Source organism: Stenotrophomonas sp. GD03794 (genome assembly GCF_029842145.1).
GTDB lineage: Bacteria > Pseudomonadota > Gammaproteobacteria > Xanthomonadales > Xanthomonadaceae > Stenotrophomonas > Stenotrophomonas riyadhensis.
This window is the reverse complement of record NZ_JAOCFV010000001.1, coordinates 234,606-259,566: the sequence shown is the minus strand read 5'-3', so window position 1 is coordinate 259,566 and position 24,961 is coordinate 234,606. Positions and strand designations below refer to the sequence as shown.

Here is a 24,961-nt window from a genome sequence, read left to right as displayed (position 1 = left end):
TGCCTACGGCACCACCGTGATGCCGATGCGCTGCATCAACAGCGCCACCTGCTGCACGTCCAGCGTGGCACCACGCAGGTTGGTGCTGCGCAGGTCCAGCTCGCCCAGCTCGGAGTTGGTCAGGTTGCAGTCGGTGAAGTTGGCGCTGTTCCAGTCGATCCCCTCGAACTGGCCACCGGACAGATCCGAGCCGGCGAAACTGGCACCGCTCACATTCGCGCCATCCCAGCGGTTCTCCCACAACTCGCACTTCTCCAGCGTGACCCGCGAGAAGTTCGCGTAGCGCAGGTTCGACTTCTTGATGAAGGCACTGCAGAACCAGCTGCGCGTGGTGATCTGGTTCATGAAGCTGGCGTTGCTGAAGTCCGCGCCCTGCGCACGGCACTCGCTGATCTCCAGGCCCAGCGCCTTGATGAAACTGAAGTGGCACATGCTGATGTCGCAACTTCGGAAGCTGGCTTCCTTCAATGTGGCGCCGTTGAAGCGGCAACCGGCGCGGTTTTCAGCGTCGTAGAAGCTGCAGTTGATGAACTCGGTGGCGGTCAGGTCCGCGCCGGAGAAATCGCATTCGTGGAACTGCTGGTCGACCACTTTCTGGCCGGTGTACTGGTCCGCGCCGATGCGCAGCTTGCGGTGAACGGTGGGGGACATCGTGGATTCCATGCCAGGTGCCCCGCCATGATGCCGGGCCGCGAGGGCGATCCATAGACGCGAGCGCGGTCGGGTTCACCGGCAGTCCAGCCGGTCTGTGGCCACGCCCGCCAAATGCATGTTGTTGCACGTTAATGCACGAATGTGCAGACTTGCGTCATGAGCTCCGATCCCAGCCCCCTCCCCGCCCAGCGCCCCCAGCAGATCCTCGACGAACTGCGCCAGCAGGGCCGCGTGGTCGCCGCCGAACTGGCGCGCCGCTATGCCGTCTCCGAAGATTCGATCCGCCGTGACCTGCGCGAACTGGCCGCGCAAGGCCTGTGCCAGCGTGTCTACGGCGGCGCCGTGCTGCCGCCGCCCAAGGAGCGCCCGCTGCGCGAGCGCCTGACCCGCGACCGCGGCGACAAGGCAGAACTGGCCGCCCGCGTCTGCGCGCTGCTGCAACCCGGGCAGGTGGTGCTGCTTGATGCTGGATCAACCAACCTGGCGATCGCCCAGCAGCTGCCGGCCGCTCTCGGGCTGACGGTGATCACCAATGCCCCGCAGATCGCCACCGCAGCCAGCATGCTCGAAGGCACTTCAGTGCAGCTGATCGGCGGCCGCCTGGCCAGCGGTGGCGGCGCGGTCGGCGCTGAAGCGTTGGCGCAGGTGCAGCGCCTGCGCGCCGACGTATACCTGCCCGGCCCATGTGCAGTGGACGGCGACACCGGCGTGTGGGCGATGGATGCGGAAGAAGCCACGCTGAAGCGCGCAATGGTGGCCTGCAGCAGCCGCGTCATCGTCGCCGCGACCACCGAAAAACTCGGTGCCCGCGGCAACTGGCAGATCGCCAGCTTGGACGAGATCGACGACCTGGTGCTGACCACCACCGCACCGCCCGCACTGGCGGCTCGCTTCCGCGCCGCCGGTATCTCGGTGCACCCCACGCCTCCCTGACCGTACCGCTCATGTCCCTTGCCAACCGCGCGCGTGCCGAACAGCACGCGACCCGCGCTGCGTTCTTCATTCCCGGCTTCGCCACTGCGTTGTGGGCCACCCTGGTGCCATTCGCCAAAGCGCGCACCGGGATCAATGACGCCACGCTGGGGCTGGTGCTGCTCTGCCTCGGTGCCGGCTCGCTGCTGGCGATGCCGTTGTCCGGCGTGCTGGCGGCACGCCTCGGTTGCCGCCGGGTGATGGTGGCCAGCAGCCTGCTGATCTGCCTGAGCGTGCCCGGCCTGGCGCTGGCCGGTTCGGCGTGGACGCTGGGCCTGGTGCTGTTCGCGTTCGGTGCGGCCGTGGGCGCGATGGACTGCACGATGAACGTGCAGGCGGTCATCGTCGAGCGCGAAGCACGGCGGGTGATGATGTCCGGCTTCCATGCCTTCTTCAGCATCGGCGGTTTCCTTGGTGCGGCAATCATGACCGTGCTGCTCTCCGCACAGCTGCCGCCACTGGCATCGGTGCTGATCGGCGTCGGCGCCATGCTGCTGGTGATGCTGCTGTCGGCGGCGTACTGGCACAGCGAACGCATGCCGCACGGCGCACCGATGCTGGCCCTGCCGCACGGCATCGTGCTGTTCATCGGCGTACTCGCCTTCGTCGCCTTCCTCGGTGAAGGCGCGATGCTGGACTGGAGTGCGGTCTTCCTCAGCGATGTGCGCCGCGTCGATACCAGCCTTGCCGGCATCGGCTATGTGACCTTCACCCTGACCATGACCGTGGCGCGCCTGTTCGGCGACGCACTGGTGGCGCGCGTGGGACGACAGCGCGCAATCGTGTTCGGCGCGCTGCTCGCCGCCGCGGGCGTGCTGGTGCTGACCCTGGTCACGCCGTGGCAGGCGTCGTTGGTGGGCTATGTGCTGGTCGGCCTCGGCTGCGCCAACATCGCACCGGCACTGTTCTCACTGGCTGGCCACCAGACCCGCATGCCGGGTGCGCTGGCGATCACCGCGGTGTCCACGCTGGGTTTTGCCGGCATCCTTGCCGGGCCGGCCTTGATCGGCTTTGCTGCCAACCACTTCGGCCTGATCGCTGCGTTCATCGGCGTGGCCACGGCCCTGTTGCTGGTGGCGGTGTCCACGCGTTGGCTGCGGGTGTAGTCCAGGGCCTCAGCGCCGCCGGCGTCTCAGCTTCATCTGCATTCGCCGATAGCCGATCACCGTCGCCGTGGCACACAGCGCGGTGCCAGCAGCGCTCAGCAGCAGCAACACAGCCAGCCGGGCACCTTCCTGGCGCAGCATCGCCGGCAGGTCCCAGCTGTGCAGGAAGTAGAACAGCCAGCGCCCCACGCGCTCACGGTGCCCCATTGTCAGCAACGGATCGCCGGTGGCCAGGTCGAGGTAGACGCGCGTGGCCTCGGCATCGCCAAAATCCGCCACCGCCACCGGGAAGCGCCGTACCGCCGCCCCGTTCATGGCTTCCGGTGCACGCGGATAGAAGTAGGCGTCCGCTGCACGCTGCACCACGAAACCCTGCATCGGCGCATCGGACAGCGCCCGCACCTTCTGCTGCAGCCACGCGGCCGGCAGCAACCGCGCAACCTGCAGATGCCCATCGTTGCCGGACACGATGCGGGTATCGCCTTTCCCATCCAGCAGCACCGCGAACAGCTCGCCACCGATCCGTCGCCACTGGATTTCCACCGGCAGGAAGCGCTCGGCATCGGCGGCGGCCAGAAGTGTCGCCGGCTCGCCCAGTGCTCCATCCAGCGCCACCGTACCGCCACGATAGCGTCCGCTGTCGATCGCTTCACGCGTGCTGCTGAAAACCCCCAACGGATTCATCGACATCAGCCCGCTGAAGATCCAGGTGAACACGAAAGCCGCAGCCACCAGCCCGATCAGATGGTGCCAGCGCATCCATGGTTCCATGTACGGCGTCTTCGCACCGGAACGGTAACGCCCACGGAAACGCCAGCGCCACACACCGACCACAATGCCGCTGACTGCCGCCACCGTGCACAGCGCGGACAACACGATCACGACCCACGTCCACACCGGGTCCACCGACTGCATGCGCAGGAAGTACAGCCAATGCAGCCAAGCGCCCACATAGTTCCAGCGCTGCTGCACATGCGGCGCGTCCAGCACCACTTCGCCAGTGTGCGAAGACACATACAGGTCACCGGGCTTCGCGCCCCCCACCTCCACCCGGTACAGCGGCCGATGCGCGTCCAGCGCACGCGAATGCGTCCAGCGGTCCTCGTCCACGCGCGTCGCGCCGACAAAGGCTGGGCCGCCCGCGAACTGTGCGGCGGATGCTTCGGCACGCTGTGCCGACACCGGCAGCAGGGCCTGGCCGGTATACGCCGACCAGGCACCCACGTTGCGGCCATTGCGCACAACATACGCAGGCTCGCCACGCAGCGTGGTCAGTGCCACGGCCTCCGGCTCGGCCTGCACAGCGGCCGGCAGCACCGCCAGCCCCCGCCAGCCGTTCGCATCACCCAGCACCGGCAACGCCGCCAGACGCTCACCCGGCGTCAGCTTCGGGTAGCCGATGAACAGCATCACCATGCCGCTGACAAACCACAGCAGCATCAACAGGCATCCCCCGATGCCCAGCCAGCGATGCACCAGATAGGTCCAACGCTTGGCAGTGGATCGCAGCGACATGGTGCGCATCCTCAGAAGCGATGGTCGACGGTGAACTCGACGCGACGGTCCGCGCCCAGCAGCCACTGCGTGCTGGTGTAGTACGCGGTGGCGTAGTACGCCTTGTCGAATACGTTGAACAGGCGTGCAGACAGTCGCGTACGCGGTGCCGCCTGCCAGGTCAGCGCGAGGTCGGTGGTGCTGTAGCCGGGCAGCTCCAACGTGTTGCCGTTGTCGGCGTAGCGCTTGCCGAAATAACGCACGCCACCCGCCGCGCTCCAGTCCGGTGCGAACTGCCAGCTCAACCACACATTGGCCAGGCGTTCGGCCACGTTCGGCGGCACGTTGCCATCGCGCGACACCAGCATCGGCGGCGAACCGGTGGTCTCCAGGAAGTCCTCGAACTCGGCCTTCAGCACCGTGGCGTTGGCATCCAGCGTCCAGTGCGGCGCGACGTTCCAGTTTAACGACGCCTCGATACCGCGTGAGGTCTGCGCGCCCACCTGCACGCGGCGGTCCGGCTGCACGGGATCGCGGCTGAGCAATCCGGTCTTGCGGATGCGGTACGCCGCCAGCGTCCACTCGCCACCATCGAACGCCTGCTTCAGGCCCACCTCGATCTGCCGGCCCTTGGCCAGGTCGAAGGCGCCGTTGGCCGGGCTGATCATCAGCAGGCCACTGACCGGGTCTGCTGCCTGCGAGTACTGCGCATACAGGCTCAGCGTCGGCTGCAACGCGAACACCGTGCCTGCACGCCAGCCGGTGCTGCGGTAGGTCTTCGAGAACGCGTTCTGGCCGCTGATCAGATCGGTACGGTCGATGCGCGCGCGGTCGTGGCGCAGCCCACCCAGCACCGACCAGCGCTCGCTCAGCGCCAAGCGGTCTTCCACGAACAGGGCGTACTGCTCGGCGCGATTACGGTAGCGCGGCAGGTTCGGCGCGTCGCTGGCGAACTGGCCCGGCACCGGGTCGAACGGATCCACCGGACCCGAGCTGCCGGCATAGGTGTTGTTGGTGTGCTTGAAGTGCGCGCGGTTGGCATCCAGGCCCACCGCGAAGCTGTTCTGCAGGCCACCTGCGGTCCCCTGCACGCGCAGCGTCGAGGTCAGTCCGGTCTGGTCCTGGTTGTGGGTGATCTCGGTGTTGCCGGAGCGATCGATCAGGCCGGTGGCGGGGTTGTAGACATAGGCCTCTGCATTGCGCCAATCGCGCTGGCTGTCGATCTGGTAGAGACGCGTGCGCCATTCGACGTTTGCGTTCGGCGTCCACAGCGCATCGAGCTGGGTCCAGCGGTCGCGATAGCGGATCTGGCTGTCTTCCACGTTGTAGTTCCGTTGGCGCAGCGCCTCCAGCTGGCGGCCCTCGACCAGCGGCGTGCCGAAGTAACGCATCGGTTGCTGGTAGCCCTGCGCATGGGTGAGGGTCAGCTGCAGGTCCGCGCGCGGCTGCCACAGCAATGCACCGGAGAATGTCGCGTCACTGTTACGCCCGCGATCGACCCAGCCACCGCTGTAGTTGCCGCTCATATCCAGCCGGTAGGCCAGCTCGGGCGTCAGCGCGCCGCCGCTGCCGAAGCCCAGGCGCGCAGTGTCCTCGCTGCCCACGGTCACGCTGATCTCGTTCTCGATGGCGCCACGCGAGGGCTTCTTTGGCACGATGTTGATCACGCCGCCGATCGCACCATCGCCATGGATCACCGAGGCCGGTCCACGCAGTACTTCGATGCGCTCGATCGACCAGGTATCGAACGGGAAGGTGATGCCCACACCACCGTACTGCCGCAGCCCGTCGTACAGCCGCATCACCGAAGCGCCATCGGTGAAGCCGCGGCTGGACAGCGCACTCAGCCCATTGCCCGGGTGTGGCATGGCACTGATCGCACCCGCCCGGCTAATCGCATCGTTGAGGTTGCTGTCGCCGCGCTGCTCCAGTTGTTCGCGCGAAATGACGGTCAGGCTGGCCGGTGTCTGCAGCACGCTCAGGCCCAGCGCGGAACCGGCGTTGGCGGTGGACGACAGCTCACCACTGCGGGTATCGATTACCCGCACGGTATCCAGCGTGGTCGGTGGGGCCGCATCGGCGGCAAGTACGGGGGCGGTGTGCAGGAGCAACGCGCACAGGACAGGCAGCGCCGCCCTGCGCAGGCGCGCGGAGCTGGGGTTCGTTTTCATTTTTTTCACGGCATGCAAGGCCACCCCGCAATGGCAGGGCAGCAATCAGAAAGGGACAAACACGCGCGTGCGGGCACCGGCCGTGGCCGGCAACCTCATGGAAAAACGTTCAATGCAACGCGCGTGCGGCTCAGGCAGCCATGAAGGCCGGCGGCCCACGCGCTCCCAATGTGCCGCTGATCCGATGCGGCAGCGCCCGCACCGCACCGCGCAGCGCGCGGCACACCGGTGCCGTCGGTACCAACAGCAGCACTGCCGCCACCAACAGCGTGATCAGCCGTGCAGCGATCAGGCAGTAGTCGCAGTCCACGCCCATTTCATGATCGGCATGTGGATCAGCGGGCGGCGTCTTTGCGGCCTCGCCATGCGGCATCGCCATCGCGTGGTGGTCGTGATGGCCTTCCATCGCGTGCTGGGTGTGGGTGGCATGGTCCATCGCCGCCACGGGCACTGCAGCAGCCACGTGCCCATGCACCAGCCAGCGGCTCACCAGCGGGGCGAGCAGCACCAGCAGCATGGCGAGCCATGCCAGGGCCTGGAACCGGCGGTGGAGGACAGAACGGCGCACGCCGCCATTCTACGGGGCCCTGACCAACCTTGGACCCCGTTCAGGATTTCCGGAAAGGTGGTGCGACGTTATGACGCAGCGTCTGATGCACGCGGTTGCCCTGCTCCCGACGGGGACGGAAGGCGACCGTACGGCCCCTTCCGTCCCCGCGTCGTAGTGCTAGAACCGCACGGGCTGCTGCACCGCACGCTCCAGGAACATGACGCCCGCCTGCAGGCTGTTGCGGGCGTTCTCCAACCAGCGCTCCGGATCGGCCACCGCGAATCGCTCCTGCGCATCCACGTCACCCGAATCGGCCAGGTCGGCCAACTGCAGATGGATGTGGTTCTCCACCAGGCCCACCAGCACGGCAAGCTCGGCCGACAATCCGGCGATGCGTTCGGTGAAGCCAGCGTCGTTGCTGTTCAGAGACATGTCCCCTGTTCCTATGCGTTGCGGTGTTGATGGATGGCTTCGAAACGCTCGGCACAGGCAGGCCCACAGAACAGCCTGGCCGGATGGTTGTCGAAGTCTTCGCTGCAGTCCGGGTTGTGGCATTCCCCAATGGGTATGAGAGGCGCAACGCTGCTGGCCCGCGTTGCGTGCCGGGCCAATGCGCGTTGCAGATGGCGCGCTTCCAGTTCCTGCGCTTCGTCGATGGTGTCCGTCATGCCAGCTGTATTTTATCGGGGGGTGGTCGCACCGATTGAGAACGCCGCGACGACAGTGGACGACGCGGGCTCGGCATCGGATCGGCGTTCGCAGTTGCAATGGATTTCAGGCATGCAGGCTCCTTGTGCATGGGTGCCCCGAGGGGCGGTGGATTGAAACGAAGGGCCGTCTCTGACGGTGATCGCATCATCGGGAAAACGGTTCTCGCCAACTGCGACGCAACGTCGCGCAGGCGACGATCTGCGAAGGCCATCGCAGATCCATCGCAGACGGATCGCCCTCATCGGGCACCGGGGATGCAAGGTACTGGAAGGTGTTGCAAAAGAAAGTCCTTTCCGACACCATGATCAGGTCATCACCTTCCACCTCATCCTGACCTCGCCGCGTCGGTCCGCCGCCGCGTGGCCTGCATCCGGCAGGCATTGCACAGCGCATTGGCCACCATCGGCTGCTGTGGACCGATCCACGTTCCAAGGGGCCCCGTCGAATGCACACACCGCACCCAGCGCAGGACATCGTTCCCGCGTTCCTGCAGGCCATGCACGCGCACGGCATCGTGCCGGATGCGCGCGGCCGCGACGCACTCAACGCCGATGGCACGCTGGTGCGCTTCCATGTGGAGGGCGACCGCCGTGGCACCCGCAATGGCTGGGCCGTACTGTTCGGAGACCACGTGCCGGCCGGTGAGTTCGGCAGCTGGCGCACCGGCAGCCGCCATGCCTGGTGTGCGAAGTCGGAAACCACGCTGAACGCCGCCGAACAGCGCGCGATCCGGCAACGCCAGGAAGCCGCCCGTGCCGAACGGGAACGGCAGCAGCGCGAACGTGAGGAGGCCGCAGCCAAGGCCGCCAACGTGTTGTGGAACCGTGCCCTTCCTGCAGACGCGCACCATCCCTACCTGGTGCGCAAGGGCATCCACGCACATGGGCTACGTGTGGCGGCATGGCCCGTGCGCAACAGCGACGGCCTGGTCTTCCGCTACATCGACAATGCCCTGCTGGTGCCGGTGATGAACGCCGCGGGCCGGATCGTCTCGCTGCAGGCGATCTTTCCGCGCACGGACCCGGCACTCGGCCGCGACAAGGACTTTCTCTGCGGAGGCCGCAAGCAGGGCTGCTTCCACGTCATCGGCAAGCCGCTTCCTGGCGAGCCGATCGCCATCGCCGAGGGCTATGCCACGGCGGCATCGATCCACCAGGCCACGGGCGGCTGCGCGGTGGTGGCATGGGACGCCGGCAACCTCGCGGCGGTCGCCCGTGCCTGGCGCAGCGCGGTTCCCGATGGCTCCTTCGTCATCTGTGCCGACAACGACCAATGGACCCGGCAGCCGCTGGACAATCCCGGTGTCACCCACGCCACGCGCGCCGCCGCGGAGATCGATGCACGCGTGGTGTGGCCCGAGTTCACCACGCTGCACGGCGACGATGACCGCCCGACCGACTTCAACGATCTGCACCTGCGCGAAGGACTGGAGGCAGTACGCACCCAACTGTTCCCTCTGCCGCCTGCCACAACCGAAGAAGGCACTGGGGAGGAGGACGCGCCATCGCCGTCCAACGCGCGCTACCAGGTACCCGGCAACCTGTCCGCATTCGATGCCTTTACCCCGTTTCCCGATACCAGCGCGCGTGGCCGGCCGTTGCCGACCGCGCGCAATCTGGCCGAGCTGTGCCGGCGCACCGGCGTCACCGTGCGCTACAACGTCATCCGCAAGGATCTGGAGATCCTGGTCCCGGGGCTGCAGAGCACGGTCGACAACGCCAAGGAGGTGGCCGCCGGCGAAGTGATGGACTGCATGCACCGCGCCGGCATGGCCATCGCCAGCTTCGAGACCAACCTGTGCCAGGTCGCCGAGGCCAATCCGTACAATCCTGTCGCCAGCTGGATCAGCTCACGGCCCTGGGATGGCCAGTCCCGCCTGCAGGCGTTCTTCGACACCGTGCAGGAAGCCCAACCCACGCGCATGGCCGACGGCCGCATCCTGAAGGAAGTGCTGATGCGGCGCTGGCTGATCTCCGGCGTGGCCGCGGCGTTTGAGCCGGACGGCGTGGTGGCGCGTGGTGTACTGACCTTCGTTTCGAAGCAGAACCTGGGCAAGACGCGCTGGGCACGGCAGCTGGCACCGGCCGAACTGCAGTTGATCGCCGATGGCGTAGTGCTCGATCCAGCCAACAAGGACAGCGTCAAACAGGTCATCTCCAAGTGGATCGTGGAACTGGGCGAAGTCGACGCCACGTTCCGTCGCACCGACATCGCTGCGCTGAAGTCGTTCATCTCGCGCAGCCACGATGAGATCCGCCGCCCGTATGCGCGCACGGAATCCCGCTATGCGCGACGCACCATCCTGTTCGCCAGTGTCAATGACGAGCGCTTCCTGCGCGACGCCACCGGCAACACCCGCTGGTGGACCATACATGCCGTGGGCCTGGGCGAACCGGCACGGATCGACATGCAGCAGGTGTGGGCCGAGGCCCATGCGCTCTACTGCGACGGCGAGACCTGGCATCTGTCCAGCGAGGAACTGGATGCGCTGAACGCCACCAACAGCGAGCACGAACCGATCTCGCCAATCGCCGAGCTGATCGACCGCCACTTCGACTGGTCCATCCCCGCCGCACAGTGGAGCGCACAGTACCGTGCCACCGAGATCGTCATCGCGGTGGGCATCGACAAGCCGAACCGCCGCGAGGTCAACGAGGCCGCCGCCTATGTGGTCAAGCGACATGATGTGCGCACGAAGGTGGTCGGCAAGGAGCGGGCCAAGGTCTGGTTGATGCCACCGCGAAAGCTCAGCCTCCCTGGGCACTCGGCGGGTCCGTTCTGATGCCACCTGCCCGTGAGCGTGCACGGATCGAGCGCGACAGCTGACGCCTTGCCCTCGATCAGGATGACAGTAGATGAAAGGTGTTGACTGGGGTGGTCCACAAAGGCAAGATGCCTGTATCGGCCCCGCCGCCTTCCAGGAGCGCTTCCGCCATGCCCCGTCCCCGACTGCACACTTTTGAAGATGAGCAGCTGACCGTGCAGCAGATCCACCAGCGGGTGCCGGTGCTTTCGGAACGCACCATCCGCGATCACCTCGCAGCTGGCCGCCGTACACGTTCCGCCATGTTGTGCTTCGACCCGATCGCAGCGGCTGCGCGCGGTGGCCGCATCACCCAGCGCATCCTGCGCGCGCGCAGCACGGCCGGTCGCGATTCCTGACCCGCCCGCACTGCCGAATTCCTCCAGGAGTAGATTCCGCATGATTCCCGCCTCCCTCGACAGCGGCCATCGCATGATTGTCGACACGCTGGCTGCGTTCCGCGCCAGCCCCGCTCTGGGCAGCATCGCGCTACGGGCGGCGCCGCAGGCGCGTCCTCCGCTCTACATCGGCATCGCCGGCGGCAAGCGTGCGGGCAAGGACACCCTCGCCAACGGGCTGGCCTCGGCGCTGGTGCTGCCCTGCGACAGCTTCGCCGCCCCGCTTCGGCAGTTTGTCGCCTCTCTTCTTGGGCTGTCCCTGCGTGAACTGGACGGCCGCAAGGAGGAAGCCATCGACTGGCTGGCCGAATTCACTCCGCGCCACCTGATGCAGACCGCTGGTACCGAATGGGGGCGTGATCGCGTCCATCCCGAGCTGTGGGTACGCTCGCTGTTTGCCCGCCTGCCTGCGGGCGGACTGGTACCCGACGTCCGCTTCGCCAATGAAGCCCACGCGATCCGCCGCCGCAGCGGTGTCGTGATCCGCGTCAGCCGTCCCGGCCATGGCAGCCATGACAGCGAGCAGCCACTGCCTGATGACCTGGTCGACATCGAGGTGAACAACGACGGTACCCAGGCCGACCTGGTACGCAGGACACTGGATCAGCTGCTGTCGCGCGGCGTGATCTGAGCCTTGTGCAAGGCCGTGTTGCCCTGCCGCGTGCCCTGTCCCGCCCGCCGGTTCCGACCCATCGTCGGCGAAAATGATGTAAGGTCGTCCCCCATCACCGACGACACCTGTCGTCACCCTGCATCCCCAACCCCGTTCGCAAAGAGGAAATGCCATGGAGGTCGAACAGTTCACGTCGACGCGCCTGAAGGCCATCGAGTTGTTCAAGTCCCAGCCCAAGGGCAGCAAGGACACCGTGAGCCTGGACGCGATCTTCATCTCGCTGTGCTCGCAGGCCAACGCCCAGGGCGACGCCGGCAGCGCCAGGCAGGCACGGACCGCCGCACGCCCCGGCAGCCAGCAGCCGCCCGCGCCGTGGTTCACCGAAACCCTCGCTGCCTTGAAGGGCAAGGGCGAGTCGATCACCGTGGCGCGTTTCCTGATGTTCGCCAACCGCTTCCCGGTCAAGCGCATGGACCAGGTCAATGCCGCCCGCTGGCTGCGCGACGCGGGCTACATCCCGCGCAAGACCGGCGGCAACCTGGTGTTCGACCTTTGATCCAGCCCCACCTGCAGTCCTGAAGCCCCGGCATCGTCCGGGGCTTTTTCGTTTCAGGGCCCGCTCGCCTGCATGAGGACGGCCATCGCGGCGACGTCCTCACCCCGTACCTGCCGTATCCCTTTGATCCGCCCCTCCTTCCACCCTGTGAGGACGACGAGTACGAAAGAACGAGGGAAACACCGGTGGCAACAACAAACGATCGCAGGGCGTCAGGCGCCGCCTTGCAGTACTCCTCACCCGTCCTCGGGGCACCGATGAACCCCTTCAGTACACCGCATCCAAAGTAGATGAAAGGTGTTGACTGGCGAGGCGGGATGGCAACAGTGGAGATCAATGCCACTGACGACATCCTTCATGAACGCCCTGCCCGACAGCATCCAGACCCTGGCCGAGGTCATCGGCGAATCCGCAGCCCTCACCCTGGTGCGCGCATGGCCGCCGACCACCTCCAGCACCACCGGCCGCCATCGCGTCATCGTCTACGTTCCCTCCACCCTGCCCGACCAGCATCGCCTGATCGACATCCTCGGCCACGACGTTGCCCAGCGGCTGGTCACGCACTTCGGTGGCGAACTGCTGTTCCTGGCGTCCTGCTTCGCCGCCGGCGCGCACGAACGTCGCGAGCGGATCGCGCATGCCATCGCCAGTGGCATGCCGCGCGAACACGTGGCACGTGAGTTCGGCGTCTCGCAGACCACCATCAAGCGCGCCCTGCGCGGAGCCCGCTCCGCACCACCGCCGGCAGTTCATCCGGCCCTGCTCAAGGGGTACGCGCGCGCATGAACGAAAGCGACCTGCTGGCCGGTGTACCGGACTGGGCCAAGTACCTGGGGGGAACCTCGGGCGTGCTGATCGCGGTATCGCTGTGGCTGCGTCAATGGCTGTCGTCGGCCAAGGTCGACCGTACCGCCGACGAAGCCACCAGCAATACCCTGCGCACCCTGCAGGAACAGCTCGCCGCCGAGCGCACCCGCGCCGACGGCCTGATGCACGAACGCGAGGCAATGGCACAGGAAATCGGGCAGCTGCGCGGCGAAGTCAGCGCCCTGCGTGCGCAGGTTGCCCAGCAGAGCGTGCAGATAGACGCGCTGCTCGCGCTGGTGCGCAAGCAGCCGGGAGCCGCCGCATGACCGCCGCCGCAGCCAGCGCCCTCGGCGGCGCCAATGTCGCCGCATTCCTCGACATGCTGGCCGTGTCCGAAGGCACCGACATCCCCAGCCAGCGGTCGCGTGACCGTGGCTACGACGTGATTGTCGGAGGCCAGCTGTTCAACGACTACCGCGACCATCCCCGCGTGCTGGTGTCGCTGCCACGCTATGGCATCAAATCCAGCGCCGCCGGCCGCTACCAGTTTCTTCGCAGCACCTGGGACGACCTGCGCGCGCGACTCGGCCTGCCCGATTTCGGCCCCGTCTCGCAGGACCGTGCAGCAGTCGCCCTGCTGAAACAGTGCGGTGCCTACGAGCTGATCCGGCTGGGACGCTTCGATGCCGCCGTCACCGCGGCCCGGCGCATCTGGGCGTCGCTGCCCGGTGCCGGCTATGGGCAGAAGGAACATGCGCTGGAAACACTGCGCGTGGCCTACCGCGCCGCCGGCGGAGCCCTGCAGTGACGCCCGGGGCCCTGAGGCTGGGCATCGGACTGCTGATCCTTGCCGGCAGCCACGCGAGCTGCGCCTGGCTGGGATGGACCTTGCGCGACCGCAACGCGGACCTTGCCGTTGCCACCACCCGGGCAACGCAGCTGGCGGCCCGCGCCGAAGCAGCCCAGCGCGCGCACCAGCAGGCCCTCGCCAACAGCGCCGCAGGCGCGCAGACCGAATCGCAGCGCCTGGCCACACAGGCAGAGCGCACCCGGCAGTTCAACACCCTGCAACAGGACATCGAGACCCATGCCAAGACACCTGGCCACGATCGCGGCGACGCTGATGCTGAGTTCGTGCGCATCTGGCGCGAAGCCAACGCCGGCCGCGCCCTGCTGCGTTGATCTCAGCATCGCGCCCGCGCAGTTGCGTGCCCCGCTTGAACTGCCGGACCTGCAGGCGGCCAGTGACGATGCGCTGCTGCGCAATCACGTTGCAGTCGCGCAGCAGTACCACGCGCTGGCCGACCAGCTGCGCGCGCTGCTGTGCAGCCTCGGCAGCCAACGCGGCATCACCCTCAACGGCTCGGCACCGGTGACACCTCCGGGTTGTGAGATCGCCACCGGCAACCGCCACGACGCAACGCCTGCCTTCTGATTCCGGTGCGGGCGGCCACGCCTGCAATGCCGCGCCCTTCCGGTGATGGCAACACTGGCTGCCGACCGCGTGCGCCACACGGGCCACACCCATTCTTCATTCACCGCATGAGCTGACATGGCGACTGACTCCCCCTCTCCGACACTCGACACGCTCCACGGCGCCATCGAAAGCGCCATCCGCGCACGCTTTCCGGACTTCGCAACCGTCCAGTTCTATCGCGACGCCGGCACCGAAGGCATGCCCACGCCGGCCTGCCTGCTGGAAATGACCCGCTGTGACCGCGCCCGCGAAGGCAACGACGGCAGTGGTCTGCTGCAGGCCTTACTGCGTTTCGAAGCACGCGTCGTCGTAGCAGCGGGCAGTACCGCTGGCGCGCTGCAACTACGCAATGCCGCCATTGCACTGGCCACCTGGCTGCACCAGCTCGGCCGCTTCCATGGTGCCTCCAGCGGCGCAATCGACGTGATCGCCGCCCTGCCCGAAGACGCCGCAACCGCACAGGCCGGCCTGCGCAGCTGGGTCGTCGAATGGTCACTGCCGGTCGCGCTGGGCGACAACGCCTGGGAAGAGGTGGGAGCCGTGGTGCCGCAAGCGTCCTACAGCTTCGCGCCAGAGATCGGCCGTGCCCATGAGGCACGCTACCAGCCGCTGCCGGAGCGCGCGCCATGAGCGCCGAACACGCACGCTTGATCGGCAACCTGCTGATGATCGGCGTGGTGCGCGAGCTGGACGAAGCGGGCAGCCGCGTGCGCGTGGATGCCGATGGCATGCTCACCGACTGGATTCCCTGGCTGGAACGCCGGGCGGGACCGGGCGTACGCAGCTGGTGTGCCCCCGAACCCGGCGAGCAGGTGGTACTCGCGTGTCCCTATGGCGACCCCGGCCAGGCACTCGTGCTCGGCAGCCTGTACCAGGACCGGTTCCCGGCGCCCGCCGACTCGCGACTGCGGCAGCGCACCGAGTACGCCGACGGCAGCATCGTCGAGTACGACCAGGAAACCGGCACGCTCAACGTCCATGTTGGCAGCGGCAAGGTCACTGTCACCTGTGCAAGTGCGCAGGTGATCGCCAGCGAATCGATCGTGCTCGATACGCCGTCGATCAAGGCGACCGGCAACCTGGATGTCACCGGTGCGATCAGCGCCGGCAAGGACATCAGCACACCCGGCGAGATCAAGGCCGGTGCCATCGGCCTGAAGGCACACACGCACACCGCACAGGGCCCGACCGCCCCGACCACGCCGGCCCAGGCCTGAGCGGCCACGCCTGCAATGCCCTGAAAACCCGCACTCCACGACGATAGAGGCCATGCGAGGAATCGACGCCAACACCGGCAAATCACTGGATGGGCTCGCCCATCTGCACCAGTCCGTGCGTGACATTCTCACCACGCCCCTTGGCTCCCGCGTACTGCGCCGCGAATACGGCTCGCGCGTGTTCGAACTGATCGATGCGCCGACCAACCGCTCGCTGCGCATGGACCTGATCGCGGCCACCGTCGACGCACTCGCGCGATGGGAACCGCGTCTCCACGTCGAGAACGTCGACGTCTCCCTCCCCGCCCCCGGCGTGATGATCCTGGCAGTGACCGGGATCCACCTGCCGGACGGCGAGGCCATCACCATCGAAGGAATCGAGGTTCGCTAACCGTGGCATCCGGCTCGTTCACCAGTGTCAATCTGTCCCAGCTGCCTGCCCCGGCGGTCATCGAAGTGCTCGATTTCGAAGCCATGTTCGATGAATCGCTGACCGCGCTGCAGGCCCTGGATCCCACCTTCGACGCGCTGCTGCCGTCGGACCCGGCCTTCAAGATCCTGGAGGTCTGCACCTACCTGCGCCTGCTCGATCGCCAGCGTGTCAATGATGCCGCGCGTGGCGTGATGTTGGCCTATGCGGTTGGCAGCGACCTCGACCAGCTGGCCGCGATCTTCGGCATCGTCCGTCAGGTGCTCGACCCGGGCAAGCCGCAGCAGGGCATTCCTCCTCGATATGAAAGCGATGAGGACTTCCGCCGCCGCATCCAGCTGGGCCCGGAAGGATTCAGCGTGGCAGGGCCGGAAGGTGCCTATGTATTCCATGCGCTGAGCGCCGACTCGCGGGTACTGGATGCGAGTGCCACCAGCCCCGCACCGGGCGAAGTGGTGGTGTCGGTGCTGTCGCGCGAGGCGGATGGAACCGCCACCCAGGGCCTGCTCGACGTCGTAGAAGCAAAACTGAGCGCGGATGATGTGCGACCGCTGACCGATCATGTCCTGGTGCGTACCGCGGCAATCGTCAACTTCTCGGTCAGCGCCACGCTGTTTACCTTTGCCGGTCCAGACTCGCAGGTCGTGCTGGCGGAAGCGCGCACACGCCTGGACCGCTACATCGCCGAATCGCATCGGCTCGGCCGCGATGTCACCCGCTCGGGCCTGTTCGCCGCACTGCATGCCGAGGGTGTGCAGCGCGTGGAGATTTCCAGCCCGGCAGCGGACGTGGTGGTCGACCGTACACAGGCCACCTACTGCACTGCCGTGACCCTGACCCATGGCGGCAACGATGAGTGACTCCACCACTCGCCTGATCAATGCGCGCCTGCGCGGCGCGGTCGATGGCCACAACCTGCAGTTCCGCCATCCGGGTGGCGCACTGTCCACCCTGCAGGGGGTGTACCGCACCGATTGGCAGGGGCGGCTGAAGCTGTCGGATACGCTGCGGCGCAACCTGCAGCGCTTCTCGGCAGCGTTCAGTAACACCTGGTGGAAGGGCTTCTACACCAAGCCAGCGAACCTGTCGTTCAATCACCCCGCTCCAGATGGCAGTTCCAGTGCCTGCTCCTTTCCTGTCTCCGATGCGATCGGGGGACCGAATCAGAACTTCACCGGTCTGGTGGACGAGGATGGAAGCGCCTTTCCCGATGGTGCCGTGCGTACCGTCAGCATCTGGCTGCGCGCAACCGAGCCATGTGCCATCGACCTCGGCATGCGCACCACCGGCGCAGGCAGGACACGTCTGCAGGTGGGTACCGAGTGGAAGCGCTACAGCTACACCTATGCCGCAACCGCAGATGACGCCCGCCGGGGCGTGAGTATCGTGCTGGATCGACGGGCAGCCGGAAACACCGGCCTGAGGCCGGACAGCCGCATCCATCTCTGGGGCGTGCAGGTGGAGGAAGGCCGCGAAGCAACCAGCTACATCCGCACCATGCCCCAGCCTGTGGGCGTGATTGATTACAGCGTGCTCAACAACGTGATCACGCTCAGCCAGGCACCCGCTCCCGGCTCGATCATCGACGGCGATGCGCTGATCAGGGTGCCGATGGCAGGCACCCTGCTGCCGCCCAACGCCACCCACGCGGAGCGGGCCCTGGCCCGCGCTGCGGTCACCCGCCCATTGCCGGTGGACATCACCGCGCTGTGGGACGCCGACCGCTGTCCGGCCACCCTGCTGCCCTGGCTGGCCTGGGCCTTGTCAGTGGACGAATGGAAGGCCTACTGGCCGGAGACGGTGAAGCGTGCGCGCGTGCGTACCGCGATCGCCATCCAGCGCCGCAAGGGTACCTGGGGCAGCGTGCGCGACGTGGTCGCCGCTTTTGGTGGCTCGATCCTGATCCGCGAATGGTGGGAGATGCAGCCGCAAGGCGCACCGCACACCTTCGAAGCGGTGATGACCATCGCCAACCAGGGCGGCGAGACCGCCACCGCCAAGTTCGTCGACGACGTGATCGGCGAGATCAGCCGGACCAAGCCGGTGCGATCGCACTTCACCTTCACCCAGGGCATGCAGGCCAGCGCCGGTATCGGTGCACTTGTCGGTGCCCAGGGCACCACCTTCCGCCGCATCCAACTGATCGGAGAGTAAACCCCGCATGCGCTTGAAAATCACCGACGCCGGCTTTGCCAAGCTGGTCAATCCACCCAACACCGGCACCAATGCCGTGCTGATCACCGAGATCGGCCTGACGTCCACGGCATTCACGCCGACGGCGGGGCTGACCGCCCTGCCCGGCGAGATCAAGCGGGTCACCACTTTCGGCGGCAAGGCCGTGGGAGATGACACGCTGCACGTCACGATCCGCGACGACAGCGCTACCGCCTACAGCCTGCGCGGCTTCGGCCTGTACCTGGGCGACGGCACGTTGTTTGCAACCTTCGGCCAGACCGATCCCATCATGGAGAAGACCGCAGCCTCGATGCTGCTGCTCTCCACCGATACCCGCTTCAGTGAAGTCGATACCGCGCTGATCGAATTCGGCAATGCCGAATTCATCTATCCCCCTTCCACCACCGAAGTGCAGGGCGTGGTCGAGTTGGCCACTACGACGGAGACCGAAGATGGTGCAGACACCCAGCGTGCGGTGACACCGCGCGGGCTGCGTGCCTTCATCGACAAGCGCTTTGGTGCCAGCGCCCCCACCCAGTTCGTGCGCACGCTGCTGTCGATCGCAACCGATGCCGCGTTCCGTTCCGCCCTGGGGCTGAAATCGGCAGCGTTGAAGGACGAGGGCGCCGACAAGGGCCTGGATGCCGATCTGCTCGATGGCAGGCACGGCAACCATTACCTGGACTGGCGCAACATGACCGGCGTGCCATCCAGCGTGCACGTGCCCGGACAGGTGATTCTGTTCGCCGGTGCCACTGCGCCCAACGGCATGCTGCTGTGCAATGGCGCCGCTGTACCGCGTGCCAGCTATCCGGCACTGTTCGCCGCCATCGGTACCCGCTACGGCGCCGGTGATGGCGCGACCACCTTCAACCTCCCGGCAATGCAGGAAGGCACGGTGGTCACGCACACGCTGAACCCGGAAGCGGTCGGCAGCTTCACCCAGGGTGAAGTGATCCGCCATGCCCACGGTGCAAGCGCGGCAACGGCAGGCAACCACAGCCACGCCATTTCCGTGGGCGCAGGCGGCGCGCACTCCCACGGTGCCAGCGCCAGTGCCGTCGGTGACCACGCGCACGGTGCATGGACCGACTCGCAGGGCCACCATGCGCATACCGGCGGCACCTCGTGGGCCGGCGACCACCAGCATGGAGGCGTTGTTCCCTCCAATCCTGCCCTCAACGGCTACGGCGTCTATCGCGAACGCGACAACGATGCGCTGTATCCGGACGGCGCCACAGCACCCGCCGGCGGTCATGCCCATAGCTTCAGCACCGACGGCGCAGGCGCACATGGCCACAACATCGGCATGAACGGCGCCGGCGGCCACTCGCACACCATTTCCATCGCCCAGGTCGGTGACCACGGCCATGCCGCCTCGGCCGCCGATGCCGGTGCACACACCCACACCATCGTGGTGGAGAACACCGGTGGCGACCGCAACCTGCCTGCCGGCCTGCGGATGATCTATTGCATCGCGTACTGAGGACATGAGCTTGCCTACTGAACCGCGCTTCGCGCACTCCTACGATCCCGATACCCGCGCCTACATGGGCAAGGTCCGCCTGCAGCCTTCCCCGGACGGTACCTGGAACCTGCCCGACTTCACCGTGGACGTCACGCCTCGCCAAACTGCCGGCGAATACCAGGCACTGCGCTTGGCCGATGACGGCTCACGCTGGGAAACGGTGGCCGATTTCCGTAACCACATGCTGTGGGACACACGCACCGCGATGGCGATACCCAATCGCCTTGCGCTGGGCGAGCCGTTGCCCAAGGACGTAACCCTGTCCGAGCCATTCAAGTTGGATGGCACCACCGCGCAATACAACGCGTGGAATGCCAGCCGCCGCGAATGGACATTGCTGCCGGACTACAGCACGCGACCGCTGTGGAACAAGCACGATGCCAGCTTCGCTACTCCCGTTTCCCGTGGGGTCGCGCTGCCGTCATCGGTCACCGATCTGGCACCGCCTGCGGATCGCAGCTACCCGGTCACCTTCGATGAAACCCGTGCCGCCTGGGTGATGGTCACTGCACCCGAACCCGACCCGGCCGCGCAGCCGCAACCCTGACGTCGGGCCACGGCTGCAATTAATCCAGCCGCGGCCAGATACGAACATGTACCCATGCGGCGCAGATCGCGACCGCAGCACCCACCCAACCAAGGAAAAAACAACGCATGGCCGAATTTCTGCATGGCGTGCAGGTCGTCAACATCGATGGTGGTTCCCGCTCGATCGCTGTTGCCTCGACCAGCGTCATCGGCATCGTGGGCACCGCGCCCCGCGCCGACAAGATCGCCTTCCCGTACAACACCCCGGTCCTGGTGACCTCGCGTTCGCAGGCAGCCAAACTGCTCGCCGGCACCGCCACCGAAGTCGATGAGGGCACCCTCCCGGGCCAGCTCGACGCCATCTTCGACCAGTCCAACGCGGTCGTCGTCGTTGTCCGCGTCGAGAAGGGCGCCACCGAGAACGACACCCTGGCCAACGTGCTGGGCGGCGTGAACGCGCAGACCGGTGCCTACACCGGCGTGCATGCACTGCTGGCGGCAAAGTCGGTAGTGGGCATCAAGCCACGCATCCTGGCGGTGCCGGGCTTCACCCACACCCACGAAAAGCGCGACACCGAACTGCTGGCCAACCCGGTCGTAGCGGAACTGCTCGGCATCGCCGACAAGCTGCGCGCGGTGATCATCAAGGATGGCCCGAACAGCACCGACGACGCTGCCAAGAGCACCACCGCCCTGACCGGCTCCAAGCGCGTCTACGTGGTCGACCCGGCGCTGCTGGTGCAGTCCGGTGATGCCATCGTCACCCGCTACGCCTCCGGTGCCGTGGCCGGCGCCATCGCCCGCAGCGACAACGAACGCGGCTGGTGGGCATCGCCGTCGAACCTGGAACTCAACGGCGTGGTCGGTACCGCGCGTGCGATCGACTTCGGCCTGTCCGACGCGACCAGCCGCGCCAACCTGCTGAACCAGTCGAACGTGGCGACCATCATCCGCGAAGGTGGCTTCCGCCTGTGGGGCAACCGTACCGCCAGCAGCGACCAGAAGTGGCAGTTCCTGTGCGTGGTGCGCACTGCCGACATCATTGCCGACAGCCTCGAGGCTGCCCATCTGTGGGCCGTCGATCGCGGCATCAGCAAGACCTACGTCGACGACGTGCGCGAGGGCGTCAACGCCTTCCTGCGCGGCCTGAAGACCCAGGGCGCGATCCTCGGCGGCAACTGCTGGATCGACCCGGAACTGAACGCAGCGGACAGCGTGGCCCAGGGCCGCTTCTTCTGGGACTTCGACTTCACCCCGACCTACCCGGGTGAGCAGCTGACCTTCCGCATGCACATGAACAACAACTACGTCTCGGAGATCTTCTAAGCATGGCGCGCAAGATCCGCAAAAACTTCAACTTCTACGTCGACGGCAAGGGCTATGCCGGCAGCGTGATGTCCTTCACTGCACCGAAGCTGTCGCTGAAGACCGAGGACTTCCAGGCCGGCGGCATGCTCGCCCCGACCGAGATCGTGCTCGGCCATGAAAAGCTCACCGCCGATGTCGAGTTCGCTTCCGACGACGCGGAGATCATGAGCAAGTTCCACGTCATCGAAAGCAAGGAGTACGGCTTCACCGCCCGCGAGGCGCTGGAAGGCGACGACGGCGAGGTGACCCAGGTCGTGCACAACATGCGCGGCAAGGTGAAGCTGCTGGACCGCGGCGAAACCAAGGTTGGCGAGAAGGGCACGATCAAGGTCAACCTGGCGCTGAGCTACTACAAGCTGACCCATGGTGCCCAGGTCGTGCAGGAGATCGACGTGGTCAACATGATCGCGCGCCAGGGTGGCGTGGACGTGCTGGCCGGCATCCGCGGCGCGCTGGGCATCTGAGCCGGCACCGCACCGAGAAACACGGGGGCGCCTCGCGCCCCCGCATCCATCGCACCGCATCGCATTCCAGGAACGCCTTCATGTCCAGCAAGACCAAGACCCCCACCGACACCGTCATCGAGCGCGATGGCTTTGCCGAGATCACCCTCACCCGCCCGCGCCAGGTCAACGGCATGGAAACCGCCGTGCTGCGCATGCGCGAACCGACCGTGGAAGACATGGAGCGCTACCAGGACGACAAGGGCAGTGATGCACAGCGCGAGGTACGGATGATCGCCAACCTGTGCGAGATCTCGCCGGACGACGTGCGCAAGATGCCGCTGCGCGACTACGCCCGGCTGCAGGCAGGCGTCGCGCTTTTTACCACCTGACCCTGCCGCAGATCAGGCAGGGAGTGCTCGCCCTGGCCGGTCATACCGGCTGGGGCCTGCGCGAGATCATGACGCTGCGGGTGTCGAAGTTCATCTGGTGGATTCAGGGGTTGCCGGTACATGGCCAATAACGTTCAAACGACAACGATCACGATCGGCGGCTCGGTGTCCAAATCGCTGAAGGACGCATTGTCCTTCGCCAATGATGGCGTGAAGCGCCTCGGCGATGAAGCCGGCAAGCTGGAGCTCAAGCTCGCCGCGATGAAGAAGTCGGGCGCCGCCTACACCCGCATGCGCGCGCAGGCCGATGCGCTGCGCGCCTCACAGGAAGCGCTGGAGCGTGTCGAAGCCAAGCGCACTGCCAACCTGGAGAAGCGCGAGAAACTCGGCGCCTCGTTCAAGGCAGCGCGCGGCACACTCGGCACCGCCGTCACCGCACTGGCCAAGCCGGTCGAGAACGCCTCCGGCTTCGCCCGCCAGAACCAGCAGATCGGCGTGGCAGCCAACCTCAGCCGCGCGCAGGTGAGTGCGCTCGGCCAGGCGATCCTGCAGCAGTCGCGCGCAACCAACCAGGGCGCCGACGATCTGCAGCGGTCGATCAAGCTGATGGTCGCAGCCGGCATGGATGCACAGTCCGCGCAGGCCAGCCTCGGCGCCGTTGGACGGACCACCACCGTCACCGGTGCCAGCATCGATGACGTTGCCAAGGCGGCCGCCAGCCTGCAGCGCTCGTTCGACATCGATCCCTCGCGCATGCAGAGCGCGCTGGACGTGCTGGTGGTGAACAGCCAGCAGGGCAGCCTGGGCCTGAAGGACATGGCCGAGGTGCTGCCCACACTGGGCTCGTCGTTCGAAGCGATGAAGCTGCAGGGCACGTCAGCGGCCGCCACGCTGGGTGCGGCACTTGAGGCCACGCTGGATTCGGCCGGCGGTGCCGACAAGGCCGCCAGCAACATGAAGAGTTTCATGTCGGCCGTACTGTCCCCGGACCTGCAGGCGAAGGCCAAGAAGAGCCTGAACCTGGATCTGCGCAAGATCATCGGCGAGGCACAGACGAGTGGTGGCAATCCCTTCGATGCCGCGATGCAGGGGATCATCAAGGCCACGGCGGGCGACCAGAAGAAGATCGGCACCCTGTTCAGCGATGCGCAGGCGAAGGACTTCGTCCAGCCGATGATCGAGAACTGGGATACCTACATCCGCGTCCGCGACAAGGCACTGAACGGATCGGCGGGTACCACCGATGCCGCCTATGCCGATGCGATGCAGACCGATCCGCAGAAGATCGAAGGCGCGAAGATCGCCGTGGACAACCTGTCCAAGGCGTTCGGTGCGGCGCTGCTGCCGGCGGTGGGCGAGGCCGCGGTCAAGCTGACCGAACTGCTGAACGGGGTCACCTCGTTCGTGCAGGAAAACCCGAAGCTGATCGCCAACACCACGCAGATCGTGGTCGGCATGCTGGGCATGCGCACGGCGGTGCTCGGCGCACGCTACGCCTGGACGTTCCTGCAGGGCCCGATCCTGGGCGTGCAGAAGGCCTTCGAGCTGTTCCGTGGCGGCAGCCTGCTGGCACAGCTGGGCCGCTTCGGGCCGATGGCCATGCGCCTGGCATCGGGCTTCCGCATCGTCGCCACTGCCGTGGGTGCCATCGGCGGTGGCCCCATCGCCGTTGCGGTCGCCGCCATCACCGCCGGCGCCCTGCTGGTGCGCAAGTACTGGGAACCGATCAAGGCATTCCTGGGCGGCGTATGGGAAGGCCTGAGCGGTGCAGGCACCGCGGCGATGGGTGAACTGATGCGCGCGGTTGAACCACTGCGCCCCGCCTGGGAAGTCATGAGCGGGCTGATCGGCCAGGCCTGGGACTGGCTGTCGAAGATGCTGGAACCGGCGCAGTACACCGGCAATGAATTGTCACGCGTCGCCCAGATCGGCTCGCTGGTGGGTGAGGCGCTGCTGACCAACTTCCGGCTGGTGATCCAGGTCATCGGCGGCGTGGTGGGGGCGGTGGTGTGGCTGGGCGAGATGCTCGGCACCGTCGCCGGCTTCATCAACGAGACCCTTGGCAACATCTGGGAGTCGATCAGCCAGAAGGCGACCGCAGCGTTCGACCGCATCCTGGAGAAGCTCAAGCCGGTCATCGAAGGCGTCGGCTGGTTCATGGACAAGCTTGGTGGTGGCGTAGGGGCTGCCAAGGACAAAGCACTGGAGGTCGCCGAGGGCGGGCTGCAGACCGCGGTGGGCGCCGCCAACATCTACAGCGGCATGAAGGCGCGCGGCGGTGGTGGCATCGGTGACATGGCACGCGTGGCGTACGCGGTCGGCACCAACGACAACGATGGCCTGAACCGCCGCATGGCCGAGCTGAGCGGCGCGCAGGGACGCCGGGCGCCGGACATGCCCTCGCCCACGATGCGTGCACCGACCACCGTGCAGCAGCAACAGACCAACAACATCACCATCCACCAGCAACCCGGTGAATCCAGCGAATCGGTGGCACGTCGCACTGCAGACGAGCTGCAGCGTCGCAACGCGCTCGCCGCCCGTGGCAGCCTGGCAGACAGGAACTAA

General features: G+C 66.6%; 28 protein-coding genes. 22 read left to right on the top strand and 6 right to left on the bottom strand.

Annotated features, from left to right (window positions below; genetic code table 11):
- Positions 1 to 3: 3 nt before the first annotated feature.
- Complete coding sequence (gene smqnr, locus N5D91_RS01355; RefSeq protein ID WP_121504026.1) at positions 4 to 651, bottom strand: SmQnr family pentapeptide repeat protein; 648 nt, start codon at positions 649 to 651, stop codon at positions 4 to 6.
- A 159-nt stretch (positions 652 to 810) separates the two neighbouring features.
- Between smqnr and N5D91_RS01350 the strand changes: the two genes are divergently transcribed.
- Together N5D91_RS01350 and N5D91_RS01345 are read left to right on the top strand one after the other, a co-directional pair.
- The gene (locus tag N5D91_RS01350) at positions 811 to 1,587 is read left to right on the top strand and encodes a DeoR/GlpR family DNA-binding transcription regulator (RefSeq protein WP_279907049.1); all 777 of its coding nucleotides are present in this window, start codon (positions 811 to 813) and stop codon (positions 1,585 to 1,587) included.
- Between the two features lie 11 nt (positions 1,588 to 1,598).
- A complete protein-coding gene (locus tag N5D91_RS01345) occupies positions 1,599 to 2,732 on the top strand; it encodes an MFS transporter (protein WP_110711350.1) in 1,134 nt (377 codons plus the stop codon).
- 9 nt (positions 2,733 to 2,741) lie between these two features.
- Here N5D91_RS01345 and N5D91_RS01340 read toward each other — a convergent pair whose 3' ends face one another.
- The 5 genes from N5D91_RS01340 to N5D91_RS01320 form a co-directional block, all read right to left on the bottom strand.
- Positions 2,742 to 4,247, bottom strand: coding sequence for a PepSY domain-containing protein (locus N5D91_RS01340; protein WP_180854073.1), 1,506 nt, complete (start codon positions 4,245 to 4,247; stop codon positions 2,742 to 2,744).
- Between the two features lie 11 nt (positions 4,248 to 4,258).
- Positions 4,259 to 6,397 (bottom strand): TonB-dependent receptor, encoded by a 2,139-nt coding sequence (locus tag N5D91_RS01335; protein WP_180854072.1) that lies wholly within the window; start codon positions 6,395 to 6,397, stop codon positions 4,259 to 4,261.
- Positions 6,398 to 6,527: 130 nt separating this feature from the next.
- Positions 6,528 to 6,914 carry a DUF2946 family protein gene (locus N5D91_RS01330; protein ID WP_180854129.1) on the bottom strand — a complete coding sequence of 129 codons (387 nt, stop codon included), beginning with the start codon at positions 6,912 to 6,914 and terminating at the stop codon, positions 6,528 to 6,530.
- A gap of 210 nt (positions 6,915 to 7,124) precedes the next feature.
- Entirely contained in the window at positions 7,125 to 7,379 is a 255-nt protein-coding gene (locus N5D91_RS01325) for a hypothetical protein (RefSeq protein ID WP_153856496.1), read from the bottom strand.
- Positions 7,380 to 7,390: 11 nt separating this feature from the next.
- Entirely contained in the window at positions 7,391 to 7,615 is a 225-nt protein-coding gene (locus tag N5D91_RS01320) for a hypothetical protein (protein ID WP_110711342.1), read from the bottom strand.
- Between the two features lie 488 nt (positions 7,616 to 8,103).
- Between N5D91_RS01320 and N5D91_RS01315 the strand changes: the two genes are divergently transcribed.
- The 20 genes from N5D91_RS01315 to N5D91_RS01220 all read left to right on the top strand — a co-directional run bounded on the left by N5D91_RS01315 (position 8,104) and on the right by N5D91_RS01220 (position 24,961).
- The gene (locus tag N5D91_RS01315) at positions 8,104 to 10,440 is read left to right on the top strand and encodes a VapE domain-containing protein (RefSeq protein WP_180854071.1); all 2,337 of its coding nucleotides are present in this window, start codon (positions 8,104 to 8,106) and stop codon (positions 10,438 to 10,440) included.
- A 152-nt stretch (positions 10,441 to 10,592) separates the two neighbouring features.
- Complete coding sequence (locus N5D91_RS01310) at positions 10,593 to 10,820, top strand: hypothetical protein (RefSeq protein ID WP_110711338.1); 228 nt, start codon at positions 10,593 to 10,595, stop codon at positions 10,818 to 10,820.
- 40 nt (positions 10,821 to 10,860) lie between these two features.
- Positions 10,861 to 11,490, top strand: a complete 630-nt coding sequence (locus N5D91_RS01305; protein WP_180854070.1) for a hypothetical protein — start codon at positions 10,861 to 10,863, stop codon at positions 11,488 to 11,490.
- A 154-nt stretch (positions 11,491 to 11,644) separates the two neighbouring features.
- The gene (locus N5D91_RS01300; protein WP_125428585.1) at positions 11,645 to 12,028 is read left to right on the top strand and encodes a hypothetical protein; all 384 of its coding nucleotides are present in this window, start codon (positions 11,645 to 11,647) and stop codon (positions 12,026 to 12,028) included.
- Positions 12,029 to 12,385: 357 nt separating this feature from the next.
- The gene (locus N5D91_RS01295) at positions 12,386 to 12,814 is read left to right on the top strand and encodes a Mor transcription activator family protein (RefSeq protein ID WP_228756442.1); all 429 of its coding nucleotides are present in this window, start codon (positions 12,386 to 12,388) and stop codon (positions 12,812 to 12,814) included.
- Positions 12,811 to 13,161: a hypothetical protein gene (locus N5D91_RS01290; RefSeq protein WP_110711331.1), complete on the top strand. Its 351-nt coding sequence runs from the start codon at positions 12,811 to 12,813 to the stop codon at positions 13,159 to 13,161. Before N5D91_RS01295 ends, N5D91_RS01290 begins: the two co-directional genes overlap by 4 nt.
- Positions 13,158 to 13,643 (top strand): glycoside hydrolase family 104 protein, encoded by a 486-nt coding sequence (locus tag N5D91_RS01285; RefSeq protein ID WP_180854069.1) that lies wholly within the window; start codon positions 13,158 to 13,160, stop codon positions 13,641 to 13,643. The genes N5D91_RS01290 and N5D91_RS01285 overlap by 4 nt, the downstream gene beginning before the upstream one ends.
- A complete protein-coding gene (locus tag N5D91_RS01280) occupies positions 13,640 to 14,017 on the top strand; it encodes a hypothetical protein (RefSeq protein ID WP_180854068.1) in 378 nt (125 codons plus the stop codon). The genes N5D91_RS01285 and N5D91_RS01280 overlap by 4 nt, the downstream gene beginning before the upstream one ends.
- A gap of 22 nt (positions 14,018 to 14,039) precedes the next feature.
- A complete protein-coding gene (locus tag N5D91_RS01275) occupies positions 14,040 to 14,270 on the top strand; it encodes a hypothetical protein (protein ID WP_180846507.1) in 231 nt (76 codons plus the stop codon).
- A 117-nt stretch (positions 14,271 to 14,387) separates the two neighbouring features.
- On the top strand, positions 14,388 to 14,942 hold the full coding sequence (locus tag N5D91_RS01270) for a hypothetical protein (protein ID WP_180854067.1): 555 nt from the start codon (positions 14,388 to 14,390) through the stop codon (positions 14,940 to 14,942).
- Positions 14,939 to 15,529, top strand: coding sequence for a phage baseplate assembly protein V (locus tag N5D91_RS01265; protein ID WP_180854066.1), 591 nt, complete (start codon positions 14,939 to 14,941; stop codon positions 15,527 to 15,529). The genes N5D91_RS01270 and N5D91_RS01265 overlap by 4 nt, the downstream gene beginning before the upstream one ends.
- 52 nt (positions 15,530 to 15,581) lie before the next feature.
- Positions 15,582 to 15,920 (top strand): GPW/gp25 family protein, encoded by a 339-nt coding sequence (locus N5D91_RS01260; protein ID WP_005408332.1) that lies wholly within the window; start codon positions 15,582 to 15,584, stop codon positions 15,918 to 15,920.
- Positions 15,921 to 15,922: 2 nt separating this feature from the next.
- The gene (locus tag N5D91_RS01255; protein ID WP_164161007.1) at positions 15,923 to 16,819 is read left to right on the top strand and encodes a baseplate J/gp47 family protein; all 897 of its coding nucleotides are present in this window, start codon (positions 15,923 to 15,925) and stop codon (positions 16,817 to 16,819) included.
- A complete protein-coding gene (locus N5D91_RS24265; RefSeq protein ID WP_180854065.1) occupies positions 16,812 to 18,113 on the top strand; it encodes a phage tail protein I in 1,302 nt (433 codons plus the stop codon). The genes N5D91_RS01255 and N5D91_RS24265 overlap by 8 nt, the downstream gene beginning before the upstream one ends.
- Positions 18,114 to 18,120: 7 nt before the next feature.
- Positions 18,121 to 19,620 carry a tail fiber protein gene (locus tag N5D91_RS01245; RefSeq protein WP_094002002.1) on the top strand — a complete coding sequence of 500 codons (1,500 nt, stop codon included), beginning with the start codon at positions 18,121 to 18,123 and terminating at the stop codon, positions 19,618 to 19,620.
- Between the two features lie 4 nt (positions 19,621 to 19,624).
- Positions 19,625 to 20,209, top strand: coding sequence for a hypothetical protein (locus tag N5D91_RS01240; RefSeq protein ID WP_088024784.1), 585 nt, complete (start codon positions 19,625 to 19,627; stop codon positions 20,207 to 20,209).
- A 107-nt stretch (positions 20,210 to 20,316) separates the two neighbouring features.
- Positions 20,317 to 21,516: a phage tail sheath C-terminal domain-containing protein gene (locus tag N5D91_RS01235; RefSeq protein WP_110711320.1), complete on the top strand. Its 1,200-nt coding sequence runs from the start codon at positions 20,317 to 20,319 to the stop codon at positions 21,514 to 21,516.
- A 2-nt stretch (positions 21,517 to 21,518) separates the two neighbouring features.
- Positions 21,519 to 22,022 (top strand): phage major tail tube protein, encoded by a 504-nt coding sequence (locus N5D91_RS01230; RefSeq protein WP_110711318.1) that lies wholly within the window; start codon positions 21,519 to 21,521, stop codon positions 22,020 to 22,022.
- A gap of 80 nt (positions 22,023 to 22,102) precedes the next feature.
- Positions 22,103 to 22,393: a phage tail assembly protein gene (locus N5D91_RS01225; RefSeq protein ID WP_005412456.1), complete on the top strand. Its 291-nt coding sequence runs from the start codon at positions 22,103 to 22,105 to the stop codon at positions 22,391 to 22,393.
- Positions 22,394 to 22,558: 165 nt separating this feature from the next.
- Entirely contained in the window at positions 22,559 to 24,961 is a 2,403-nt protein-coding gene (locus tag N5D91_RS01220; protein ID WP_239496523.1) for a phage tail tape measure protein, read from the top strand.

Coding starts and splice junctions, on each gene's coding strand:
- smqnr (WP_121504026.1), bottom strand. CDS start 651: ATGTCCCCCACCGTTCACCGCAAGCTGCGCATCGGCGCGGACCAGTAC.
- N5D91_RS01350 (WP_279907049.1), top strand. CDS start 811: ATGAGCTCCGATCCCAGCCCCCTCCCCGCCCAGCGCCCCCAGCAGATC.
- N5D91_RS01345 (WP_110711350.1), top strand. CDS start 1,599: ATGTCCCTTGCCAACCGCGCGCGTGCCGAACAGCACGCGACCCGCGCT.
- N5D91_RS01340 (WP_180854073.1), bottom strand. CDS start 4,247: ATGTCGCTGCGATCCACTGCCAAGCGTTGGACCTATCTGGTGCATCGC.
- N5D91_RS01335 (WP_180854072.1), bottom strand. CDS start 6,397: ATGAAAACGAACCCCAGCTCCGCGCGCCTGCGCAGGGCGGCGCTGCCT.
- N5D91_RS01330 (WP_180854129.1), bottom strand. CDS start 6,914: ATGCTGCTGGTGCTGCTCGCCCCGCTGGTGAGCCGCTGGCTGGTGCAT.
- N5D91_RS01325 (WP_153856496.1), bottom strand. CDS start 7,379: ATGTCTCTGAACAGCAACGACGCTGGCTTCACCGAACGCATCGCCGGA.
- N5D91_RS01320 (WP_110711342.1), bottom strand. CDS start 7,615: ATGACGGACACCATCGACGAAGCGCAGGAACTGGAAGCGCGCCATCTG.
- N5D91_RS01315 (WP_180854071.1), top strand. CDS start 8,104: ATGCACACACCGCACCCAGCGCAGGACATCGTTCCCGCGTTCCTGCAG.
- N5D91_RS01310 (WP_110711338.1), top strand. CDS start 10,593: ATGCCCCGTCCCCGACTGCACACTTTTGAAGATGAGCAGCTGACCGTG.
- N5D91_RS01305 (WP_180854070.1), top strand. CDS start 10,861: ATGATTCCCGCCTCCCTCGACAGCGGCCATCGCATGATTGTCGACACG.
- N5D91_RS01300 (WP_125428585.1), top strand. CDS start 11,645: ATGGAGGTCGAACAGTTCACGTCGACGCGCCTGAAGGCCATCGAGTTG.
- N5D91_RS01295 (WP_228756442.1), top strand. CDS start 12,386: ATGAACGCCCTGCCCGACAGCATCCAGACCCTGGCCGAGGTCATCGGC.
- N5D91_RS01290 (WP_110711331.1), top strand. CDS start 12,811: ATGAACGAAAGCGACCTGCTGGCCGGTGTACCGGACTGGGCCAAGTAC.
- N5D91_RS01285 (WP_180854069.1), top strand. CDS start 13,158: ATGACCGCCGCCGCAGCCAGCGCCCTCGGCGGCGCCAATGTCGCCGCA.
- N5D91_RS01270 (WP_180854067.1), top strand. CDS start 14,388: ATGGCGACTGACTCCCCCTCTCCGACACTCGACACGCTCCACGGCGCC.
- N5D91_RS01265 (WP_180854066.1), top strand. CDS start 14,939: ATGAGCGCCGAACACGCACGCTTGATCGGCAACCTGCTGATGATCGGC.
- N5D91_RS01260 (WP_005408332.1), top strand. CDS start 15,582: ATGCGAGGAATCGACGCCAACACCGGCAAATCACTGGATGGGCTCGCC.
- N5D91_RS24265 (WP_180854065.1), top strand. CDS start 16,812: ATGAGTGACTCCACCACTCGCCTGATCAATGCGCGCCTGCGCGGCGCG.
- N5D91_RS01245 (WP_094002002.1), top strand. CDS start 18,121: ATGCGCTTGAAAATCACCGACGCCGGCTTTGCCAAGCTGGTCAATCCA.
- N5D91_RS01240 (WP_088024784.1), top strand. CDS start 19,625: ATGAGCTTGCCTACTGAACCGCGCTTCGCGCACTCCTACGATCCCGAT.
- N5D91_RS01235 (WP_110711320.1), top strand. CDS start 20,317: ATGGCCGAATTTCTGCATGGCGTGCAGGTCGTCAACATCGATGGTGGT.
- N5D91_RS01230 (WP_110711318.1), top strand. CDS start 21,519: ATGGCGCGCAAGATCCGCAAAAACTTCAACTTCTACGTCGACGGCAAG.
- N5D91_RS01225 (WP_005412456.1), top strand. CDS start 22,103: ATGTCCAGCAAGACCAAGACCCCCACCGACACCGTCATCGAGCGCGAT.